Below are 19,684 nucleotides of genomic sequence, written 5' to 3'. Positions count from 1 at the left end.
ATGCGGCGTTCCGTTCGTCATCTGGCCGGACTCGCGGTCGCTCTGCAGCTGTTTGTCGTGCCCGCCCAGGCGGCGTACCTGTCCGACGGCGAGGGAGCGGTGGAGGCGCTGCTGGCGCAGGAGCTGGCGGCCTCGCTCGGCCCGGCGGTGCCGCCGGACGCGCGGGTGTCGCTGGTGCTGACCGCGCCCTTCTCCGGCCCGGTGGAGGCGGTGCGCGACCTGTCCTACGATCCGCGCGGCGGGCTGGTCCGTGCGCTGGTCAGCAGCAACGGGCGCGTCGTCGAGGTGAAGGCCAAGGCCGACATCATGGTGGAGGTGCCGGTGCCGACGCGCCGCATCCTGCCCGGCGAGGTGATCGCCGACAGCGACCTGACCACCATCCCGATGCCGCTGGAGCGGCTGAACGGCGCCGTCGTCACGTCCCGCGACAGCCTCGCCGGGCTGGCCAGCCGCCGCCAGCTCTCCGCCGGGCGGCTGATCCAGACCTCTGCGGTCGGCGCCCCGCTGGTGGTCCAGCGCAACAAGCCGGTCAGCCTCGTCTACGAGGACGGGCCGCTGCAACTGATGGCGCGCGGCCGTGCTTTGCAGGACGGCGGGGTGGGGGAACTGGTGCGGGTGATGAACATCGCCAGCAACATCGTCGTCACCGGCACCATCACCGGGCCGCAGACCGTCACCGTCAGCGGGCCTCCGGACGCGATGCCGCCCAACGCGGCTTCGGCGAAATTCTGAGTCCAATCAAGGACACGCCCATGCGCACGCTCCCGCCCCGCCTCCTGTTTCCGTTCCTCGCCCTGACGGTGGCGCTCGCCGGCTGCGGACGGCTGCTCGACGTGGGGCAGGCGCCGCGCCTGTCGGAAATCTCAAACCCCGCCATGGCGCCGGAGGCGCGCGTCATCTCCATGCCGATGCCGCGTCCCAACACCAACGAGCAGGTGCCGAGTTCGCTGTGGCGCACCGGGTCCCGCGACTTCTTCCGCGACCCGCGGGCCAAGCAGGTGGGCGATCTGCTGACCGTCATCATCAACATCGCCGATCAGGCGCAGCTGCAGAACCAGACGCAGCGCCAGCGCTCCAACGCCGAGTCGGCGGGCGTGCCGAACTTCTTCGGGCTGGAGTCGCGGCTGCCGGCGGTGCTGCCCGACGCGGTGAACCCGTCCAGCCTCGTCGACATGGACAGCTCCTCCTCCTCCTCCGGCACCGGGACGATCCAGCGCAACGAGCGCATCGCCATGCGCGCCGCGGCGGTGGTGACCGAGGTGCTGCCCAACGGCAACTTCGTGATCGCCGGCCGGCAGGAGGTGCGGGTGAACTACGAGCTGCGCGAGATGCGCATCGCCGGGGTCATCCGGCCTGAGGACATCACCAACGTGAACACCATCGACTACGACAAGATCGCCGAGGCGCGGATCACCTACGGCGGGCGCGGCCAGATCACCGACGTCCAGCAGCCGCGCTATGGCCAGCAGGTCTTCGACATCATCATGCCCTTCTGAGCGGCGGGGAGACGCGACCATGGCGGACCGTCCCGGACCCAGCCGATACTCGGTCTTCGTGCTCTGCGCCGCCCTGGCGGCGGCGGTGGGCTACGGCATCGGACGCCTGCAGCTGACGCTCGGCGCCGAGGAGAAGGCCGTAGAGCAGACGGCCGGCGCCGGGCCGGACCTGCCCAGCGATGGCCCCGGCCCCTTCTATGTGGAGGTCGGGCAATTGATGGTGCCGGTGCTGGTGGAGGGCCGCACCAACGCCTTTATCCTGACCCAGATCACCCTGCAGACGGGCAGCGTCGAGCAATCCAACCTGTTGCGCCGCCATCTGCCCCACGCGCGCAACGCCCTGCTGCAGGCCCTGTTCGGCATGGCGGGGGCGGGCGCCTTCGACGGCCCGTCGGTCGATCCCGCCGCCGTCGCCAAATCCCTGAAGCAGGCCGCCGCCGAACAGCTCGGCCCCGACCTCGTGCGGAGCGTGCTGATCGACCGCCTGATGCGCCAGGAAAACACCCGGTTGTAACCCGCCCGATCCCGGTTCGCTCCGTCAGCCCCTCTCTCACGCCCAGCGGGGGAGGGGTTTTGCGTTGGCGTGCGGCAAAACGTCCAAAGCAACGAAAGTACCGGTACTTAGGGATTGAGTCGGTGTCGGCACTTGACCTCGGTCAAGCCACTCATGATGCGAAAGGATGAAGCTCCGCGGCGATACCGTTCGATCAATCCATGGGATCGCCATGAACGCGCCGCCCGCCCGCACCGCCGACACCGCCGCCCCGACCCGCCGCTTCGAGGGGCTGGTCTTCTTCGCTCTCTCCATCCTGATCTGGCCGTTCCTGGCGATCGGGCTGGTCGGGGCCTACGGCTTCTCCGTCTGGATGTACCAGATCCTGTCCCTCTCCAGCGGGATGTGAGGCGGCCATGCCCGAACTGCATATTTCCAGCCTCGTCATCCAGCACGCGCCCGACCGCACCGCCGCCCTGAAGGAGGTGGTCTTGGCGCTCGACGGCGCCGACTGGCACGCGTCGGAGAACGGCAAGACCATCGTCACGCTGGAAACCGCGACGGAGGCCGAGGTCCTGGACCGCATCGCCGACATCAACGCCATGGCGGGCGTCCACACCACCACGCTGGTCTACCACCACTACGAGGATGCCGAGCGCTGCGCGGAGCCGATGCCCGCCGACACCGCTCTCGTCCCCCACGCCCATTGACGTCCGTCCAAGAAAAGACGACCCGCCCCAGGAGGCACCCCCCTATGTCCCTGACCCGCCGTGATTATCTGAAGGTCCAAGCCGCCGTGACAGCGGCGGCGGCGGCCGGTGTGAGCCTGCCGTCCGTCATCCAGCCCGCCGAGGCCGGCACCCTGACGGCCGGCGCCGACGCCAAGCTCACCTGGTCGAAGGCCCCCTGCCGATTCTGCGGCACCGGCTGCGGTGTCATGGTCGGTGTGAAGGAGGGGCGCATCGTCGCCACCCACGGCGACGTGAAGGCCGAGGTCAACCGCGGCCTGAACTGCGTGAAGGGCTATTTCCTGTCCAAGATCATGTACGGCGAGGACCGGCTGACCCAGCCGCTGCTGCGCATGAAGGACGGGCAGTTCCACAAGGAAGGCGAATTCACCCCGATCAGTTGGGACCAAGCCTTCGACATCATGGCCACCAAGTGGAAGGAGACCCTGAAGAAGAAGGGTCCGACCGCGGTGGGCATGTTCGGCTCCGGCCAGTGGACCATCATGGAAGGCTACGCCGCCTCCAAGTTCATGAAGGCGGGCCTGCGCTCCAACAATCTGGACCCCAACGCCCGCCACTGCATGGCGTCGGCGGTGGTCGGCTTCATGCGCACCTTCGGCATGGACGAGCCGATGGGCTGCTACGACGACATGGAGCAGGCCGACGCCTTCGTGCTGTGGGGCTCCAACATGGCGGAGATGCACCCCATCCTTTGGACCCGCGTCACCGACCGCCGGCTGACCCATGAGGGCTGCAAGGTCGCCGTCCTGTCCACCTACGAGCACCGCAGCTTCGACCTCGCCGACATCGGTCTGGTCTTCACGCCGCAGTCCGATCTGGCGATCCTCAACTACATCGCCAACCACATCATCAAGACGGGCCGGGTGAACCAGGAGTTCATCGCCAAGCACGTCAACTTCAAGCGCGGCCGCGACGACATCGGCTACGGCCTGCGGCCCGAGCACCCGCTGGAGCAGAAGGCGAAGAACGTCGCCAAGGCCAACGAGTCCGACCCGATCTCCTTCGAGGAGTTCGCGAAGTTCGTCGAGCCCTACACGCTGGAGAAGGCGCACGAGCTGTCGGGCGTGCCGAAGAACCGGCTGGAGGCGCTGGCCGAGCTGTACGCCGACCCGAAGGTGAAGGTCATGTCCTTCTGGACCATGGGCTTCAACCAGCACACCCGCGGCGTCTGGGCCAACAACCTCGTCTACAACATCCATCTGCTGACCGGGAAGATCAGCCAGCCGGGCTGCGGCCCCTTCTCGCTGACCGGCCAGCCCTCGGCCTGCGGCACGGCGCGCGAGGTCGGCACCTTCTCGCACCGTTTGCCCGCCGACATGGTGGTCACCAACCCGGAACACCGCAAGCACGCCGAGGAGATCTGGAAGCTGCCCGAAGGCACGATCCCGGACAAGGTCGGCTACCACGCCGTCCAGCAGGACCGCATGCTGAAGGACGGCAAGCTCAACGCCTACTGGGTCCAGTGCAACAACAACATGCAGACGGCGCCGAACACGGCGAACGAGACCTACCTGGGCTATCGCAACCCGGAAAACTTCATCGTCGTGTCGGACGCCTATCCGACGGTGACGGCGCTTGCCGCCGATCTGATCCTGCCGACCGCCATGTGGGTGGAGAAGGAAGGCGGCTACGGCAACGCGGAGCGCCGCACCCAGGTTTGGCACCAGCTCGTCGGCGCGCCCGGCGAGGCGCGCTCCGACCTCTGGCAGATCATCGAGTTCTCCAAGCGATTCGCGATCGAGGAGGTGTGGCCGGAGGAACTGATCGCCAAGAAACCCGACGTGCGCGGCAAGACCCTCTACGACGTGCTGTACTGCAACGGTCAGGTCAACGCCTTCCCGCTGTCGGACTGCGACCCGGCCTATGAGAACCGCGAATCGCAGGCCTTCGGCTTCTACGTCCACAAGGGCCTGTTCGAGGAATACGCGACCTTCGGGCGCGGCCATGGCCACGACCTCGCCCCCTACGACATGTACCACCAGGAGCGCGGCCTGCGCTGGCCGGTGGTGAACGGCAAGGAGACGAAGTGGCGCTACCGCGAGGGCTTCGACCCCTACGTTCCGGCGGGCGAGGGCGTGCGCTTCTACGGCAACAAGGACGGCAAGGCGAACATCTTCGCGCTGCCCTATGAGCCGGCGGCGGAATCGCCGGACAAGGACTACCCGTTCTGGCTCTGCACCGGCCGCGTGGTCGAGCATTGGCACTCCGGCTCCATGACGCTGCGCGTTCCGGAGCTGCGCAAGGCCTTCCCCAACGCCGTCGTCTTCATCCACCCCGACGACGCCAAGGACCTGAACCTGCGGCGCGGGCAGGAGGTGCGCATCGCCTCCCGCCGTGGCGAGGTGCGGGTGCGGGTCGAGACGCGGGGCCGCAACAAGCCGCCGCGGGGCCTCGTCTTCGTGCCCTTCTTCGACCACACGGTGCTCATCAACAAGGTGACGCTGGACGCCACCGACCCGCTGAGCAAGCAGACCGACTTCAAGAAATGCGCGGTCAAGATCATTCCTGTCGCGTGAGGAGCCCGTCCATGAAGACCCGCATCACCTTTGCCGCCCTCGCGCTGGCCGCGGCCATGCCGCTCCTGGTGTCCGGCGTGTTCGCCGCGGACGGGGCCGCCCCCGCGAAGGTTCCCTCCGGCCCGCACCCGATCACCCAGGAGATCCCCGCCGACCCGATGGCGAAGGAGATCACCGACGATCACAAGCGGGCGCGGAACTACGCCGACCAGCCGCCGCTGATCCCGCACGCGATCCGCGACTACCAGATCGACCTGAACATCAACAAATGCATGACCTGCCATGACCGCAAGAACACCGAGGGCTCGCAGGCCCCGATGATCTCGGTCACCCACTTCCAGGACCGTGACGGCCAGACGCTGGGCGCGGTCAGCCCGCGGCGCTACTTCTGCACCCAGTGCCACGTGCCGCAGACCGACGCCCAGCCGATCACCGGCAACCGCTTCCGCGACATCGACAGCATTCTGGCCGGTGGAAAGGAAGGCGCCAAATGAAAGGCCTTCTGAGTCTCGCCGGACGCTTCTGGCGCGTCTTCTCGCGGCCCAGCGTGCATTTCAGCCTGGGTTTCCTGACGCTGGGCGGCTTCCTGGCCGGCGTGATGTTCTGGGGCGGCTTCAACACCGCCCTGGAGGTCACCAACAAGGAGGCCTTCTGCATCTCCTGCCACGAGATGAAGAACAACCCCTACGAGGAACTGAAGCAGACCATCCACTTCACCAACCGCTCCGGCGTGCGCGCCACCTGCCCGGACTGCCACGTCCCGCACGACTGGACGCACAAGATCGGGCGCAAGATGCAGGCGTCGAAGGAGGTCTGGGGCAAGATCTTCGGCACCATCGACACCCGCGAGAAGTTCCTCGACAAGCGGCTGGAACTCGCCACCCACGAATGGGACCGGCTGAAATCCAACAACTCCCTGGAATGCCGCAACTGCCACAGCGCGGAATCCATGGACATCACCCGCCAGAACCCGCGGGCGGCCAAGATGCACGAGACCTACCTGTTCACGGGTGAGCGGACCTGCATCGACTGCCACAAGGGCATCGCCCACCGGCTGCCCGACATGAAGGGCGTCGAGCCCGGCTGGACCGGAACCGTGTCGGCGAAGTGACGCGCCGCTTCACAACGAAAAACCCCTTCTTCCGGTCTCGGGAGAAGGGGTTTTTCGTTTGCTGAGGATGGATTTTACGACGCGGACAGGATGTCCGTGCCCTTCACGACGGCGCCGCCCTTCAGGACGAATTCCGTCTCGCCGTTGACGCTGCGCACTTCCTTCACCGTGTCGGTCGTCACGGTGGCGGTGGTCAGCGACGCGCCGGCCTTGTCCTTCGCCGTCACGCGCACGAGGTAGGTGCCGTCCGCGGCGGTGGCCCCGTCGCTGCGCTTGCCGTCCCAGGTGAAGGTCTGACGGCCCGTCTTCGGGCTGCCGGGGGCGCTGTAGATCACCTGTCCGGCGTCGTTCACCACCTCGATCTTCACCGACGCGGCGGCCCCGTCGATGGCGTAGGCCATCTCCGCCTTGCCCTCCGACAGGCTGATGCGGTCCGACGCGGCTTCCACCTTGCGGCCCAGATAGGCCATGTCCAGCCGCATGCCGCTGTTCTTCAGCGTGTCCAGAACCTGCCCCAAAGTCTCGTTCGTGCGCACGCCCTGCTCGACGGTGGAGAGCTGGGCGAGCTGCGTCATGAACTGGGTGGCGTCCATCGGCGACAGCGGGTCCTGGTTGCGCAGCTGCGCGGTCAGCAGCTTCAGGAACGCCTCGTAGTCCACCGTCTGCTTCTTGGCGGCGGCCGAGGGGGGAGTGGTGGGGGTGTTCGAGGCCGTGTTGTTGGCCGCGGTCGTGGTCATGGCGGGTCCTTGCGGCTAGACGGAAATGTCGACGAGGCCGTCGATGGGGCGGGCGGCGCGTTCCGGCGACGGGGCGCCGATGGGATCGGCAGGGCGGAAGACCCGTCCGGGGCCGTCCCCGCGTCCGCCCTCGCCCTGGCCGGAGAAGGCGAAGCCGCGCGGCTCGCCGTCGCCGCGCAGCGAGAAGTTCAGGGTGCCGCCGTCCAGCTCGAACCCGGCGTCGGACAGGGCGCGTTCCAGGTGATGGATGTCCCGGCGCAGCAGGGCCAGCGTTTCCGGGCTTTCGGCCTGGACATGCAGGGCGACGCGGGCGCCGCTCAACTCGGCGACGACGCGGACGGGACCCAGCTCCTCCGGCTTCAGGTCAATGTGGAACTCGCCGCCGCCCGCCTCGACGACGCGCACCAGCTGGCCGGCCACCTGGGCGGCGGGCAGCCGCGCCGCGGCGCTCTCACCGGGGTGCGCCGCGTAGTGGGCCGCCGCGTGGGCCGCCGGCGGGGCGAGGGCGGAGGGCAGCGGCGCGGCGCCGACGGGGTCCGCCGGGGAGGAGAGCGCCGATAAGGCTTCCGGTCCGGCCGGGTTGCCGCGGCCTTGCCCCTGGCCCGGATTCTGGCCGGTGCCGCCGTTGGACGCGGCGTTGCCGCCCGCCTGGGCCATCGCCTGCTGAAGCTGGGGGAGGAAGCCTGCGTCGCGTCGCCCTTGGCGGGCGTCGCGGCGTCCTTGGTTTGGAACAGCGGGGCCGGGTTCGGTTTGGCGCCGGAAGCCGGCAGGGGAACGGGCGGGGTGGCAGATGCCGCGGTGTCGGTCGTGGCCTGCGGCGTCCCGTCCGGTCTGGCGTCCGGGGGTGTCGCGGCGGTGGGCACCATGGGCAGCGGCGCGGTCGGCGGCGGCGAACCGGGTTGCGCCGGAACCGGCGGCTGGGGTGCTGCGGCGTTTTCAGCCGGGGGAGCCGTGACGGGTGGCGTCACGGGCGGGCCGCTGGTCGAAGGCACGGACTCCGGCACAGCGCCGGCCGTTGCGATGCCGGGCGCCGTGGCGGGCGGCGGTGCGGTCAGCAGCGGCAGAAGGGCCGCCAGGGCGGCGTCGGCCCCGGCCGGCGCGCCACCGGTTTGGGTGCCACCGGTTTGGGCGGAGGAGTCCGCTTGCTCCCCGTCCGCCCCGGCGCCGCCGCGTTCCGCCGCGTCGTCCAGCAGGTCGGCGAAGGGCGTGCCGGACGCCTCCCGTTCGCCCGAGGATGGCGCCGCCGTTCCTTCCGCGGAACGGGCGGGGCGGGGCGGCGGGGCGGCGATGATGTCGGGAAGGCTGGGCATGATGTCTCTTGGTGAGAGAACCGCGTGTCTGGCAGCCGGGGCCGGGTTCAGTTCGTCGGCGTCTGCATCAGGCGGACGGGCAGCGGGGCGGGCGGCGGCGGGCGGTCGCCGGGCAGGGCGCGGCGTTGCAGGACGAGGCGGGTGACCTCGCGCGCCTTGCCGTCCTCAAGCTCCGCGATGATCGGGGCGGAGCGGCGCTCGGCCATGCGGTCCAGCACGTCGATGATGATGTCGGTCTCCAGGTCGTTGAAGATGCGCGCGGCGTCGCGCGGCTTCATCGTCTCGTAGATCGTCACCATGCGCTTCAGATCCTCCGCCTGGAGGTTGGAGCGCTGCTGCATCAGCGCCTCCACGTCGCGCTTGATGGCGCTCAGCTTCTGGATCTGGGCGGTGGCGCGGGTCTCGGCGGCGGTCAGCACCGCTTCCGCCTCGCCGAGATGGCGGGTGCGGGCGGTCACGTCGGCCTTCTGCTCCGCGATGGCGGCGCGCAGGGCCGGGTCGGTGCAGCTCGCCGCGGGCAGGGCGGCGTCCGCGGGCGGAGCCGCCGGGGTCGCCGGCAAGGCCGCCATGGCGGGGCCCGCCAGGGTGGACGCTGGCTCCGCCGGGGCGTCCGGAGATGCTTCCGCGCCGCCCTTCAGATCCTTGGCCCAGGGGCGTTCATGCTTGCCGAACTCGCGGTCGAACTGCTGGGCGACGACCGGCAGCCCTTCCATCAGCGAGCCGAGCTTGAGCGGCAGCACCATCAGGATCGCCACCAGCGTGATGGGAAGTACACGCAGCATGGCTCAGCGCTCCGGTCCGATGGCCCGCAGCCGGGCATAGAAGGCATTGGCGGCCTGCTGCCGTGCGCCGCCGGTTTCCACGGTGGATTCGGCGGTCTCAATGGCGGCCTCCTCCGGGGCGGGCGCCATCCCCTCCGCCGGGCGTGCGGCGACCCCGGCCAGCGCGGCGACGCGCATCGGGCGGAAGCCGTCCTCGTCCTCCGGCGCGTCGCTGTCCGGCGCCGAAGCGGCGTTCGCAGGGGCGGGTACCGGTTCCGTGACGGTGGCAGGGGCCGTGGCAGGGGCGGTGGCGGGCGTCGGGACCGGGCGGGGCCGCGGGCGCGGCGCCGGGCCGTCCTCCAGCCGGCGGACCAGGGCGCGGGCCTCCTGCACGGACGCCTCGATGCGCTTGGACGCCCGCTCGCAGGAGCCGAGCACCAGCGCCGCCTCTTCGGTCACGCCCTTGGCGCGGTCGAGCCCGTCGGACAGCTTGGCGGACGCCTCCGTCGCGGCGGCGACCAAGCGCTGCACCGAGGCCTCCGTCTCGTCGATGGTCTTGGAGAAGGTGCCGATCAGCGCGCCGATCTCGGCCTGGCTGGAGCGCATCACCTTCAGCCGCTTGTTGACGATCACCAGGAACACCGTGGCGGTGACGAGCATGACCGCCAGGACGGCGTCAATGAGGAATGAGACCATCGATCAGCTCCTGCTTGGTCTCCAGGTCGGTGTCGATCTTGACGGAGATGTTGCCGTTGCGCTGGCCCATGTGGCCGGCGAAGAGGGGGGTGGTCTTGCTTTGCAGCACCACTGGCGCGTCGGGGTCGATGCGCAGCTTCAGCGAAGTGCCCTTTTCCCAGTTCAGCACCTCGCCCAGCGAGACCTGCGTCTGCTGCAGCACCGCGACGAGGTCCAGCTTGGCGCGCATCAGCTCGGCCTTCAGGTGGCTTTCCCACACCGTGTCGTGGCCGAACTTCTCGCCCATGAAGGTCTGCACCAGCTTGCCGCGCACCGGCTCCAGCGTGGCGTAGGGGATGACCACCTCGGCATGGCCGACGCGGCGCTCCACCTCCACGGCGATGCGCACGCGGATCACCGCGTTGGTGGCGCGGGTGATGGTGGCGAATTGCGGGTTCGTCTCCAACCGGTCGAAGGTGAAGTCGATGGGCGTGATCGGGTCGAAGGACTGGCTGAGGTCCTGGAGGATGACCCGAATGAGCCGCTCGGTGATCTTGCGCTCGATGGAGGTGTAGGTGCGCCCGTCGATGCGCCGGGCGCGGCTGCGCCGTCCGCCCAGCAGCACGTCCATCATGCAGTAGATCAGCGCGCTGTCGACCGACACGACGATGTGGTTGTCCCACTGCTCCGCCCGCGCGACGCCGACCAGGGCCGGAAGCTCGATGGTGTCGAGGAACTCGTTGTAGCGCAGCCAGTCGATGCGCAGCAGGCTGGCCTCCACGCTGGTCGAGGAGAACTGGCGCAGCGACGTGTTCAACAGCCGGACCATGCGGTCGAAGACCACGTCCAGCATCGGCAGCCGGTCCTTGTTGACCGTCGTCGTGCTGATCAGCCGCTCGATGGCGCGGGTCTGCCCGGCGGATTCCGTCTGCGGCCCGACGGCGAAGTTCAGCAGGCGGTCGATCTCCTCCTGGCTCAGCTCCTTGGTGTCGGCCATCAGGGCGGCGGCCTCGGACTCACCGGAGCCGGCGTCCAGGCCCCAGTCGAGATCGTCTCCGGTGCGGCCGTCATGGTCGCCGCCGCCGTCGTCCGTGTCGATGGGAGTGCTCATCCGTTCCTCTGGGTCGGCTATTGGGTGAGAAGGCTGCGCAGCAGGACGTCGGATACCGTGTCCGGGCCGAGGATCAGGTTGAAGCGGCGGCGCAGCTCCCCGCGCAGCCGCAGCAGGCCGGCGGAACCGCGCAGGTCGTGCTGGTCGATGTTGCGCAGGAACTCCTGCTGGGCGTTGACGAGGTGGGGCATCGCCTGCTCCACCCGGCCGCGGTCCTTGGGCACCAGCGCCAGCGTCACCCCGATCTTCATGAAGCGCGACGGCGTGTCGGGGCGCAGGTTCACCAGCAGCTCCGGCATGTCGAGCGTCGCCTGGGCCGGCTCGGCGATGGGCGTGCCCTCGAACAGCCGCGCCACCCCGTCCGGCCCGACGGCCATCCAGTAGCCGCCGAACCCGGCCGCGGCGACGCCGCACAGGGCGGCCGCGCCGATTGCCAGCCGGGCCAGCGGCAGCACGATGACGTACATCCGCTGCCGGCCCGGCGTTCCCGTCCTTGCCTTTCCAGCATCTGTATTCATCGCGGCCGGCGCCTCCAAAATACCGAAAATTTGAGAGACTGTTTTAAACGATCAAGTTTTAGCGACTTCCTTCCGGTCTATCTTCGCGGCTTTTACTCCGCTTAAAAGTCATCCCGGTAGGTTGTGAAGGCTCACGGGGTGAACATTACGGTCCCCGCTTTTCGGAAACTTTAAAGGTGCGGGTGTCGTGACGGGACTGATCGACAATCTGCGGACGCTTGGGCGCACGCGCCTTCTGGTGCTGGCCGGCACGGGTGTCGGCATCGTCCTGGCGGTCGCCACCATGGCGGTTCTGCTGTCGCGGCCGCACATGACGCCGCTCTACACCGGTCTGGAACCGGCGGAGGCCGGGCGCATCGTCAAGGCGGTGGAGGCCATGGGCGTGCCGGTGTCCGCCGCCTTCGACGGCACCGCCGTCCAGGTGCCGGAGGCCGAGGTGCCGAGGCTGCGCATGCTGCTGGCCGAGAAGGGCCTGCCGTCGCGCGGCGGCATCGGCTACGAGCTGTTCGACACCGACAAGCCGCTGGGCATCACCAGTTTCATGCAGCGGATGAACCGGCTGCGTGCCATGGAAGGCGAGCTGGCCCGCACCATCGAGACGCTGTCCGGTATCGAGGCGGCGCGCGTCCATATTGTGCTGCCCGACCGCGAGGAGTTCTCGCGCGCCGCCCCCACCCCAACCGCCTCCATCGTGGTGCGCATGCGCGGCCGGGCGCCGCTGGAGCGGCGGCAGGCGCTGTCGATCCGCCACCTCGTCTCCGCCGCCGTGCCCAACATGAAGCCGAGCGCCGTCACCGTGCTCGACGCCTCCGGCGAGGTGCTGCTGACCGAGGAGGACGGCGACGCCCGCTCTTCGGCGAAGGTCGATGGGCTGCGCGCCGGGCACGAGACGCGCATCTCCCGCGCCATCGAGCAGATGCTGGTGGCGCGGCTGGGGCAGGGGAATGTTCGCGTTCAGGTTGCTGTCGACGTCGAAACCAAGCGCGAGGTCGTGCGCAGCCAGAGCTTCGACCCGAACAGCCAAGTCGTCCGCTCCACCCAGACGGTGCAGGAGCAGGACCGCAGCCTGGACAGCACGGGGGAGCCGCCGGTCACCGCCGAGCAGAACCTGCCGCAGCGCGAGGTCCGCGCCCAGGCCCAGAACAACCGCTCCTCCTCCGACTCCAAGCGCCAGGAGGAGACGGTCAATTACGAGATTTCCAACATCGCCCGCGAAACGGTGATCGAGCCGGGCGACATCCGCCGGGTCAGCGTCGCCGTGCTGGTCAACGGCACCTGGGTGACGGCGCAGGACGGCACGCGCAGCTACGAGGCCCGCGCGCCCGAGGAGTTGCAGCGCATCACTGAGCTGGTGCGCTCCGCCATGGGCTTCAGCGAGGCGCGCGGCGACCGGGTCACCGTCGACAACCTGGAGTTCGTCAATCTCGCCCCCGAGCTGGGCGCCCGCGAGCCGATGGCTGAGATCGTCGACACGCTCAGCCGCAACGTGATGACGCTGATCCAGTGGGTGATCCTGCTGGTGCTCTGTGGGCTGCTGATCGTGCTGGGGCTGCGCCCGCTGATCCGCCGCGTCTTCCCGGCGCCGGAGCCGGTGGCGGCGGAAGCCGCCGCCCCGGCGCTGGCCGCGGGAGCGGCGATGCCGCAGCTCACCGGTCCGGCCATGGGCGGGGATCCCGCCATGCAGGCGGCGCAGCTCACCGACGCGGGCGATCCGGCAACCGCGGCCCTGCCGGGCATCGAGGAGACGATGGACCAGCTCATCGAGCTGCGCACGGTGGAGGGCCGGGTGCGCGCCTCCTCCATCCGCCGGCTGGGCGACATCGTCGACCAGTACCCGGATGAGGCAATCGACATCCTCCGCTCCTGGCTCTACGAGGAGGCGGTCTGATGGGCTACCCGCGCTACCGCTTCGACCTGCGCTTCGACAGCACGGCCCAGGCCGCGGCGCAGGCGGCGGCGGAGTTCGGCGTTGCTCCCGAACCGGACCCCGTCGATCCGCTCGACGAGATCGTCCATTCCGAACGCCACCTCCAGGCCGCCGTCTACGGCGCCGAAGTCCGCGCCTTCGCCGAGGGGGTGGAGCAGGGCCGACGCGAGGGGGCGGCGGAGGCCGCGGCCCGCACCGACTCCGCCCTGGCGCAGGCGCTCTCCCACCTCAACGAGCAATTGGCCGCGCTGGACGGCCGCTTCGCCGACGCCCTGCGCGGGGTGGAGGCGCAAGGGTCGGCGGTGATGCTGGCGCTCGTCCGCCGCCTCGCCCCGGCCCTGCTGGAGCGGATCGGCGCGGCCGAGACCGAACGGCTCGCCATGGACGCCCTGCGGCTGGCCGGCGGGTCACCGCGGCTGCGGCTGCGCGTCCATCCCGATCTGGCGGAACCCGTCCGCGCCAAACTGGCCGACCCGGAATCGCTTGGCTTCAAGGGCGCGCTAGAGGTCGTCGCCGACCCGTCCCTGCCGCCCGGCGGGCTCGACGCCGCTTGGGAAGCCGGGGGACTGCGCTACGACCCCGCCGCGGTGGAGCGCGCCGTCGACGGCCTGTGCGACCGCGCTCTGGCCGCCTTGTCCACCGAACATGACCTCTTCACCGACACGGAAAGCACCGCATCATGGCCCCACTGAACCTCGACGTCCTGGAAGACGACGCCAAGCCCGCCGAGAAGGACGCCGTCGGCATCCCCGCCGCGGCCGTGGCCGGCGGATCGATGAACGCCATCTACAACGTCCCGGTGGACGTGCAGGTGGTGCTCGGCCGCACCAGCATGCTGGTGGCGCAGCTCCTGAAGCTCGGCCGCGGCGCCGTGGTGGAGCTGGAGCGCAAGGTGGACGAGCCGGTGGAGGTCCTGGTGAACCACCGTCTGGTCGCCCGCGGCGAGGTGGTGATCGTCGAGGACCAGCGGCTGGGCGTGACGCTGACCGAGATCGTGCGCACCGATCTGGCGATCGATTGATACCCCTTGTGCCGCACCCACGGGGCTCCGCCATGATCCGACGCCTGCTTCCGCCCGCCCTTGCCCTCGTTCTCGCCGTTCTGCTTCCCGCGGCGGCCTGGGCGCAGAGCAGCGGGCTGGACCTGTCCTCCATCGGCAGCGCGCTCGGCAGCGCCACGGGGGAGAGCGGGTCGCTGTCCGGGCGCGTCATTCAGGGCATCGTCCTGCTGACGGTGCTCAGCGTGGCGCCGGGCCTGCTGGTCATGGCGACCTCCTTCACCCGGATCATCGTCGTGCTGTCGCTGCTGCGCTCGGCGCTCGGGCTTCAGCAGTCGCCGCCGAACATGGTGCTGATCAGCCTCGCCATGTTCCTGACCTTCCACATCATGGGGCCGGTCTTCGACGCGGCGTGGCAGGACGGGCTGCGCCCCATGCTGAACGAGCAGGTGACCCAGGAGCAGGGGCTGGAGCGGATGGTTGAGCCCTTCCGCAACTTCATGGCCTCCCAGGTGCGGGACAAGGATCTCTCGGCCTTCGCCGGCTTCACCGGCAAGCCGGAGGCGGAGCAGCCGAAGACGGCGGCCACCGCCGACCTCCGCGTGCTGGTCCCGGCCTTCCTGCTGTCGGAGCTGCGCCGCGCCTTCGAGATCGGATTCCTGATCTTCCTGCCCTTCCTGGTGATCGACATGGTGGTGGCGGCGGTGCTGATGGCGATGGGCATGATGATGCTGCCGCCGGTGATGATCGCGCTGCCCTTCAAGATCATCTTCTTTGTCCTGACCGACGGCTGGTTCCTGATCGCCAACAGCCTGATCCGCTCCTATGGGGGAACCTGACGCGATGACCGAGCCCCGGCTGCTGCCCGCCGTTCCCTCCGCCGGTCTGTCGGCGCCGCCCGCCGCACCCCCCGCCGGGGCGTCGGGGATGGCCGACAGCGTGACCGCCTTCGCCCGACGGCGGGGCGTCACGGTGGACGACGAGACGGCCGTCGTCACCCTCCTGAACGCGCTCGACCCGAACCCGCTGGTGCCGCACCGCATGGTGCTGGTGGCCGGCAGCGTCCTCGCGAACGTCTTCCGTCACGACCGCCTGCAGGGCGACCGCCCCCTGGAGCGGGATGACGACTCCGACCACTCCACCCTGACCGCCGACCGCTTCTTCTGAGGTGCCAGCATGGGCATGCCGATCAAGATCCGAGACAATTTCAAGAGCCTGAGCGGGTCGGAGAGGACCGCGGTGATCTTCCTGGCGCTGGGCGAGGAGCGCGGCTCCCGCCTGATGGAGAAGCTGGACGACGACGAAATCCGCATGGTCAGCCGCGCCATGGCCAGCCTGGGCAACGTCACCTCCAACCTCGTCGAGGCGCTGCTGCGCAGCTTCACGGAGCGCTTCGCCAACACCGGCTCCGTCGTCGGCTCCTACGACAGCACGGAGCGCATGCTCTCCCGCTTCCTGCCCGACGACCGCGTGTCGGAGATCATGGGCGAGATCCGCGGCCCGGCCGGCCGCACCATGTGGGAGAAGATGTCCAACGTGAACGAGGCCGTGCTCGCCACCTATCTGGCGGGCGAGTACCCGCAGACGGCGGCGGTCATCCTGTCGCGCATGCGCAGCGACCACGCCGCCAAGGTGCTGCCGCTGCTGGCTCCGGCGCTGCGGCTGGAGGTGATCGAGCGGATGATCCAGATCGAATCCGTGCAGCGCGAGGTGCTGCTGGACATCGAATCCATCCTGCACAACGAGTTCATGGCGAATTACGCCCGCACCCACGGCGCCGACACGCACGAGCGGATGGCCGACATCTTCAACCGCATCGACCGCGACACCATGGCGGACATCTTCACCGACCTGGACGCGGTGATGCCGGATTCGACCCACCGCATCCGCCAGCTCATGTTCACCTTCGAGGATCTGCTGCGGCTCGACCGCGTGTCGCTGCAGGCGGTGATCCGGCGCTGCGACACCGGCCAGCTGGCCATCGCGCTGAAGGGGGCGGAGGCGCTGCAGCGCGACCATTTCCTGTCGGTCCTGTCCGAGCGTGCCCGCATGATCCTCCAGGACGAGATCGAAAACATGGGGCCGGTGCGCATGCGCGACGTCAACGAGGCGCAGGCGGAGATCGTGCAGGTCGCCAAGGCCATGGCCGACGACGGGGCGATCGTCCTTCCGCAATCGGACGAAGCGGACGCCGTCGTCTATTGATGGCCGTCTACGGATGGGTGTGCTGATGCCGGACGCGGTCGCCGAGGTTGGGCATCTGCTGGCGGTGGTCGAGGCGCTGGACCCGCGGGCGGCGCAGGAGCTGCGCGGCGGGCTGCCGCGCTGCGATTCCACCTTCGGCCTCGGGCTGGCGTTCTTCCTGGCGGCGACCGCCAACGGCGCGCGGGCGTGGCTGGGGCCGAAGCGCTGCCGGTTGCTGGAGCAGCTCGACGGCGGTGCGCTGCTGGACGATCTCGACTTGGCGCTGGCGCCGCGCCACCGCCGCACCGCCGACGGCCGGGAGTGGCGGGTGATGAGCATACCGGTGATGGACGGGACGGCGGCGGGCGGTTGCCGCGGCCTGCTCTGCGCCATTTCCGACGGGGCGGACCTTCAGACGGGAAGCGCGCTGGTGCTGCAGATGCGGCTGCCGGCGCTGGGGGCGGTGCAGCTCGTCGCGGCGGGGGAGGGGCGGCGGTTCGACGTGACGCTGCAGACCGGCGGCGGCCTGTCCTCCGCCGCGCTGGCCGACATGCAGGACGGATTCGCCGGAGCCATGGGCGACGCGGGCCTGGGCGGCGACCTGTCAGTGGGACCGCTGGCCGGGGCTTGGCTGGATCTGGAGGAGGAGGTTCTCAGCGCGGACTGGTCTGGGTGAGGGGGAGGTGGTCGCGCCGCGCCCCCTCCCTAACCCTCCCCCGCTCCGCAGGGGAGGGGATCAACTCCCTCTCCTGCGAAGCGGGGGAGGGAAGGGGCCCACGGCGTGAGCCGTGGGAAGGGTGGGGGCTCAACGCGACAACGTCTTCACCCCGCCAGCCGCGCCTCGCCACCCCCGCGCCCGAACGCCGCGTAGCCCGGCAACACCCGGCGCGCCGGCAGGGCCGGGGCAGGGTCCTCATGCTCGGGCGGGGCTTCGAACTTGTAGCCGCGTCCGTAGACGGTCTCGATGTAGCGGGCACCGCCGGTGGCCTCGGCGATCTTCTTGCGGAGCTTGCAGATGTAGACGTCGATGACCTTGTCCAGCGGGTCGGCGCCGGACAGGCCGTAGACCTCGTCGTAGATGTGCTCCTTGGAGACCACGCGGCGGTGGTGGGCGGCCAGCACGCCGAGGATGGCGTGCTCGCGCTGGCTCAGCCGCAGCCGCTCGCCACCGACCTCCGGGTCGCGCCCGTCGAGGAACACCGTGAGCTGGCCCACCCGCACCGCGTTGCTCAGCAGGCCGCGCGAACGCCGCCGCGCCACCTCGATGCGCGCCCGCACCTCGGCGCTGACCACCGGCTTAACCAGCACGTCGTCGGCCCCGGCGTGGAGCAGTTCCACCGTCGTCGCCACGCAGCGCCGGTCGAGCAGGCAGAGGATCGCCGCCCCGACCTGATGCGCCCGCAGCGCCGCGACGCAGCGCGCCGGATCGTCGACGCTGCCCAGGACGATGGCGTCGTAGCCCAGCCCGTCCGCGCCCTGCTCCCGCAGAAGCTCCTCCAGCCCGGCCCAGTCCTGGCGGTCGTAGCGGATCTTCCCCATGCCGAGCTGACGGCCGAGCGCGTCGGCGATCAGGGGGTTCGGTTCAACCAGAACAGCACGCATGGGGCTCTCCGCAGCATCGGATCGACCAGGGCGATTGTTTTGCTTTTTAGGAAAAGTCTTTTTCGCGCCTGCAAACATCATTCAAAAAACCAATCGAAATCCGTACTGTCAATCGTTGGTGTTAATACCTTGGCGAGAGGCAGGAGTCGGCGTTAAGGCGGTTTTAAAACCTGTTAACAGACCTGATTTTGGAAAATTTGCCGACGAAATCCGTGAAAATGCGAGATGAATTCTCGGCAGTGCCTTTTTGCCGGACCGTCTCCCGGCCCCGGCCTATGGAAAAAAGGTTCCTGTGCGCGGCGCGCCGGACGCGCTACTGTGGCGCTGCAGGCCCGACTGTCAGGATAAGCCGCGATGACCGAGATGATGCCGCTCTCCAACGCCGAGGATACGACGCCTCCGCCCGCGGCGCCGGCCAAGCGGACCACCCGTCAGCGCTCGGCGAAGGCGCCGTCGGAGGAAACCACGCAACTCCTGCGCGTCTACGGGGATCAGGTCGCCACGCTCGGCGAACAGATCGCCAAGGCGGAGGCCGCGGCGGACAGCGAACGGGCGGAGCGGCTGCGGGTGATCGCCGAGCACGCCTCCGAGCGCGAACGCTGGCGCGAGGCCATCGGGCAGGTGGAGCGGGCCCGCTCCGGGGAGGTCGGGACCCTCCAGGGCGACCGCGAGGCGGAACGCGACCGCATCAACCAGCTCGTCGAGACGCTGATCGCCGAGACCTCGGCGCGCGAGCAGGGCATGGCCCGTGCGCTTCATGACGCGGAGGACCGGCTGTCCGCGGTGAACGCGGAGATCGCCGCCCTGCGCCTGTCCCACGCGGTGGCGCTGGACCGTCTCCAGGCCGACCGCGAGGCCGAGCGCAAGCGCATCGGCGACCTCGTGGAACGGCTGATCGCCGACACGGAGGCGCGGGAGCGCGGCTTCCGCCAGCGCATCGAGGCGGCGGAACGCCGCAGCGAAGAGGCGCAAACGGCCTTGGAGCAGGAACGACGGACCGGCGCGGAGCTGGAGAAGCGGCTGGAGCGGCTGACCGGCACGCTGGACGGCCTGCGCCGCGACCGCGAGGCCGAGGTCGCCGCCTACGAGGCGATGCGCGACCAATGCCGCATTCTGGTGACCGAGCTGGCGCGGCGGCAGCGCCCCTGGTGGCGCCGCCTGTTCCGGAGGTGAGCGTCCGGCGCTGAGCGTTATTCGTCCTTCGTGTCGTCGCCGCCTCGGAAGGGCGCGGTCGCCACATGGGCCGTGGCCGACACCACGTCGCCCGCGACGCTGACCGCGGACCCGGCGACGCTGGCCGCCGTGTCCACCGTGGCGACCACCACACCGCAACCGGTCAGAAGCAAGGCCGTCGGGAAGAGCAGGACGGCGGCGGGCAAGCCGGCGCGGAAGAGGCCGGAGCGGGACAAGGAGGGGCGGGGCATGGTCTTCGGCCTTCGAAAGGGTGATGCCGCTCCACTATGCCCCGGACGCGCGATGGCGCGCCTGTGACCAAAC

General features: G+C 69.6%; 24 protein-coding genes. 16 read left to right on the top strand and 8 right to left on the bottom strand.

Annotated features, from left to right (window positions below; genetic code table 11):
* The 8 genes from flgA (at position 1) to ACWPN7_RS08635 (ending at position 6,365) form a co-directional block, all read left to right on the top strand.
* Positions 1-732, top strand: coding sequence for a flagellar basal body P-ring formation chaperone FlgA (flgA, locus tag ACWPN7_RS08670; RefSeq protein WP_459197568.1), 732 nt, complete (start codon positions 1-3; stop codon positions 730-732).
* 20 nt (positions 733-752) lie between these two features.
* Positions 753-1,496 (top strand): flagellar basal body L-ring protein FlgH, encoded by a 744-nt coding sequence (flgH, locus tag ACWPN7_RS08665; protein ID WP_040138285.1) that lies wholly within the window; start codon positions 753-755, stop codon positions 1,494-1,496.
* A gap of 19 nt (positions 1,497-1,515) precedes the next feature.
* Positions 1,516-2,010, top strand: coding sequence for a hypothetical protein (locus tag ACWPN7_RS08660; protein ID WP_451996394.1), 495 nt, complete (start codon positions 1,516-1,518; stop codon positions 2,008-2,010).
* A gap of 211 nt (positions 2,011-2,221) precedes the next feature.
* The gene (locus ACWPN7_RS08655; protein ID WP_145703307.1) at positions 2,222-2,398 is read left to right on the top strand and encodes a periplasmic nitrate reductase, NapE protein; all 177 of its coding nucleotides are present in this window, start codon (positions 2,222-2,224) and stop codon (positions 2,396-2,398) included.
* Positions 2,399-2,405: 7 nt separating this feature from the next.
* Positions 2,406-2,699, top strand: coding sequence for a chaperone NapD (locus tag ACWPN7_RS08650; RefSeq protein ID WP_014200145.1), 294 nt, complete (start codon positions 2,406-2,408; stop codon positions 2,697-2,699).
* Positions 2,700-2,743: 44 nt separating this feature from the next.
* Positions 2,744-5,254, top strand: a complete 2,511-nt coding sequence (gene napA / locus ACWPN7_RS08645) for a nitrate reductase catalytic subunit NapA (RefSeq protein ID WP_451996391.1) — start codon at positions 2,744-2,746, stop codon at positions 5,252-5,254.
* A gap of 11 nt (positions 5,255-5,265) precedes the next feature.
* Positions 5,266-5,748, top strand: a complete 483-nt coding sequence (locus ACWPN7_RS08640; RefSeq protein ID WP_035682930.1) for a nitrate reductase cytochrome c-type subunit — start codon at positions 5,266-5,268, stop codon at positions 5,746-5,748.
* Positions 5,745-6,365, top strand: coding sequence for a NapC/NirT family cytochrome c (locus ACWPN7_RS08635; protein WP_035682928.1), 621 nt, complete (start codon positions 5,745-5,747; stop codon positions 6,363-6,365). The genes ACWPN7_RS08640 and ACWPN7_RS08635 overlap by 4 nt, the downstream gene beginning before the upstream one ends.
* Positions 6,366-6,439: 74 nt before the next feature.
* On the opposite strand, the gene ACWPN7_RS08630 is transcribed toward ACWPN7_RS08635, so the two are convergent.
* The 6 genes from ACWPN7_RS08630 to ACWPN7_RS08605 form a co-directional block, all read right to left on the bottom strand.
* On the bottom strand, positions 6,440-7,102 hold the full coding sequence (locus ACWPN7_RS08630) for a flagellar hook assembly protein FlgD (protein WP_200479721.1): 663 nt from the start codon (positions 7,100-7,102) through the stop codon (positions 6,440-6,442).
* Positions 7,103-7,117: 15 nt separating this feature from the next.
* The gene (locus ACWPN7_RS08625) at positions 7,118-7,759 is read right to left on the bottom strand and encodes a flagellar hook-length control protein FliK (protein WP_492273252.1); all 642 of its coding nucleotides are present in this window, start codon (positions 7,757-7,759) and stop codon (positions 7,118-7,120) included.
* A 700-nt stretch (positions 7,760-8,459) separates the two neighbouring features.
* On the bottom strand, positions 8,460-9,194 hold the full coding sequence (locus ACWPN7_RS08620; protein ID WP_407825144.1) for a MotE family protein: 735 nt from the start codon (positions 9,192-9,194) through the stop codon (positions 8,460-8,462).
* A gap of 3 nt (positions 9,195-9,197) precedes the next feature.
* Positions 9,198-9,869 (bottom strand): DUF6468 domain-containing protein, encoded by a 672-nt coding sequence (locus tag ACWPN7_RS08615; protein ID WP_459197570.1) that lies wholly within the window; start codon positions 9,867-9,869, stop codon positions 9,198-9,200.
* On the bottom strand, positions 9,850-10,959 hold the full coding sequence (gene fliM, locus ACWPN7_RS08610; RefSeq protein ID WP_459197571.1) for a flagellar motor switch protein FliM: 1,110 nt from the start codon (positions 10,957-10,959) through the stop codon (positions 9,850-9,852). The genes ACWPN7_RS08615 and fliM overlap by 20 nt, the downstream gene beginning before the upstream one ends.
* Positions 10,960-10,976: 17 nt before the next feature.
* Complete coding sequence (locus ACWPN7_RS08605; protein WP_492273251.1) at positions 10,977-11,477, bottom strand: flagellar basal body-associated FliL family protein; 501 nt, start codon at positions 11,475-11,477, stop codon at positions 10,977-10,979.
* Positions 11,478-11,664: 187 nt separating this feature from the next.
* On the opposite strand from ACWPN7_RS08605, the gene fliF reads away from it, so the two are divergent.
* The 7 genes from fliF to ACWPN7_RS08570 are packed head-to-tail and all read left to right on the top strand — an operon-like array spanning position 11,665 to position 17,261.
* Complete coding sequence (gene fliF, locus ACWPN7_RS08600) at positions 11,665-13,365, top strand: flagellar basal-body MS-ring/collar protein FliF (protein ID WP_459197573.1); 1,701 nt, start codon at positions 11,665-11,667, stop codon at positions 13,363-13,365.
* Positions 13,365-14,096 carry a FliH/SctL family protein gene (locus ACWPN7_RS08595; protein ID WP_456526589.1) on the top strand — a complete coding sequence of 244 codons (732 nt, stop codon included), beginning with the start codon at positions 13,365-13,367 and terminating at the stop codon, positions 14,094-14,096. Before fliF ends, ACWPN7_RS08595 begins: the two co-directional genes overlap by 1 nt.
* Positions 14,084-14,425 (top strand): flagellar motor switch protein FliN, encoded by a 342-nt coding sequence (gene fliN, locus ACWPN7_RS08590; protein ID WP_040138274.1) that lies wholly within the window; start codon positions 14,084-14,086, stop codon positions 14,423-14,425. The genes ACWPN7_RS08595 and fliN overlap by 13 nt, the downstream gene beginning before the upstream one ends.
* A 32-nt stretch (positions 14,426-14,457) precedes the next feature.
* Positions 14,458-15,240, top strand: coding sequence for a flagellar type III secretion system pore protein FliP (gene fliP / locus ACWPN7_RS08585; protein WP_040138273.1), 783 nt, complete (start codon positions 14,458-14,460; stop codon positions 15,238-15,240).
* Positions 15,241-15,244: 4 nt separating this feature from the next.
* Complete coding sequence (locus tag ACWPN7_RS08580; protein WP_051658806.1) at positions 15,245-15,568, top strand: hypothetical protein; 324 nt, start codon at positions 15,245-15,247, stop codon at positions 15,566-15,568.
* A 9-nt stretch (positions 15,569-15,577) separates the two neighbouring features.
* Positions 15,578-16,606 (top strand): flagellar motor switch protein FliG, encoded by a 1,029-nt coding sequence (locus ACWPN7_RS08575; RefSeq protein WP_014200129.1) that lies wholly within the window; start codon positions 15,578-15,580, stop codon positions 16,604-16,606.
* A gap of 25 nt (positions 16,607-16,631) precedes the next feature.
* The gene (locus ACWPN7_RS08570; protein ID WP_247881804.1) at positions 16,632-17,261 is read left to right on the top strand and encodes a hypothetical protein; all 630 of its coding nucleotides are present in this window, start codon (positions 16,632-16,634) and stop codon (positions 17,259-17,261) included.
* Between the two features lie 146 nt (positions 17,262-17,407).
* On the opposite strand, the gene ACWPN7_RS08565 is transcribed toward ACWPN7_RS08570, so the two are convergent.
* On the bottom strand, positions 17,408-18,187 hold the full coding sequence (locus ACWPN7_RS08565; protein ID WP_492273250.1) for a response regulator transcription factor: 780 nt from the start codon (positions 18,185-18,187) through the stop codon (positions 17,408-17,410).
* A gap of 354 nt (positions 18,188-18,541) precedes the next feature.
* On the opposite strand from ACWPN7_RS08565, the gene ACWPN7_RS08560 reads away from it, so the two are divergent.
* Entirely contained in the window at positions 18,542-19,360 is an 819-nt protein-coding gene (locus tag ACWPN7_RS08560; RefSeq protein WP_349622029.1) for a coiled-coil domain-containing protein, read from the top strand.
* 17 nt (positions 19,361-19,377) lie between these two features.
* Here ACWPN7_RS08560 and ACWPN7_RS08555 read toward each other — a convergent pair whose 3' ends face one another.
* Positions 19,378-19,611, bottom strand: a complete 234-nt coding sequence (locus tag ACWPN7_RS08555) for a hypothetical protein (protein ID WP_451996370.1) — start codon at positions 19,609-19,611, stop codon at positions 19,378-19,380.
* Positions 19,612-19,684 lie beyond the last annotated feature (73 nt).

The organism is Azospirillum sp. UENF 312511, assembly GCF_058780635.1.
The sequence above is the reverse complement of the archived record's forward strand: the minus strand, read 5'-3'. Positions and strand labels throughout refer to the sequence as shown.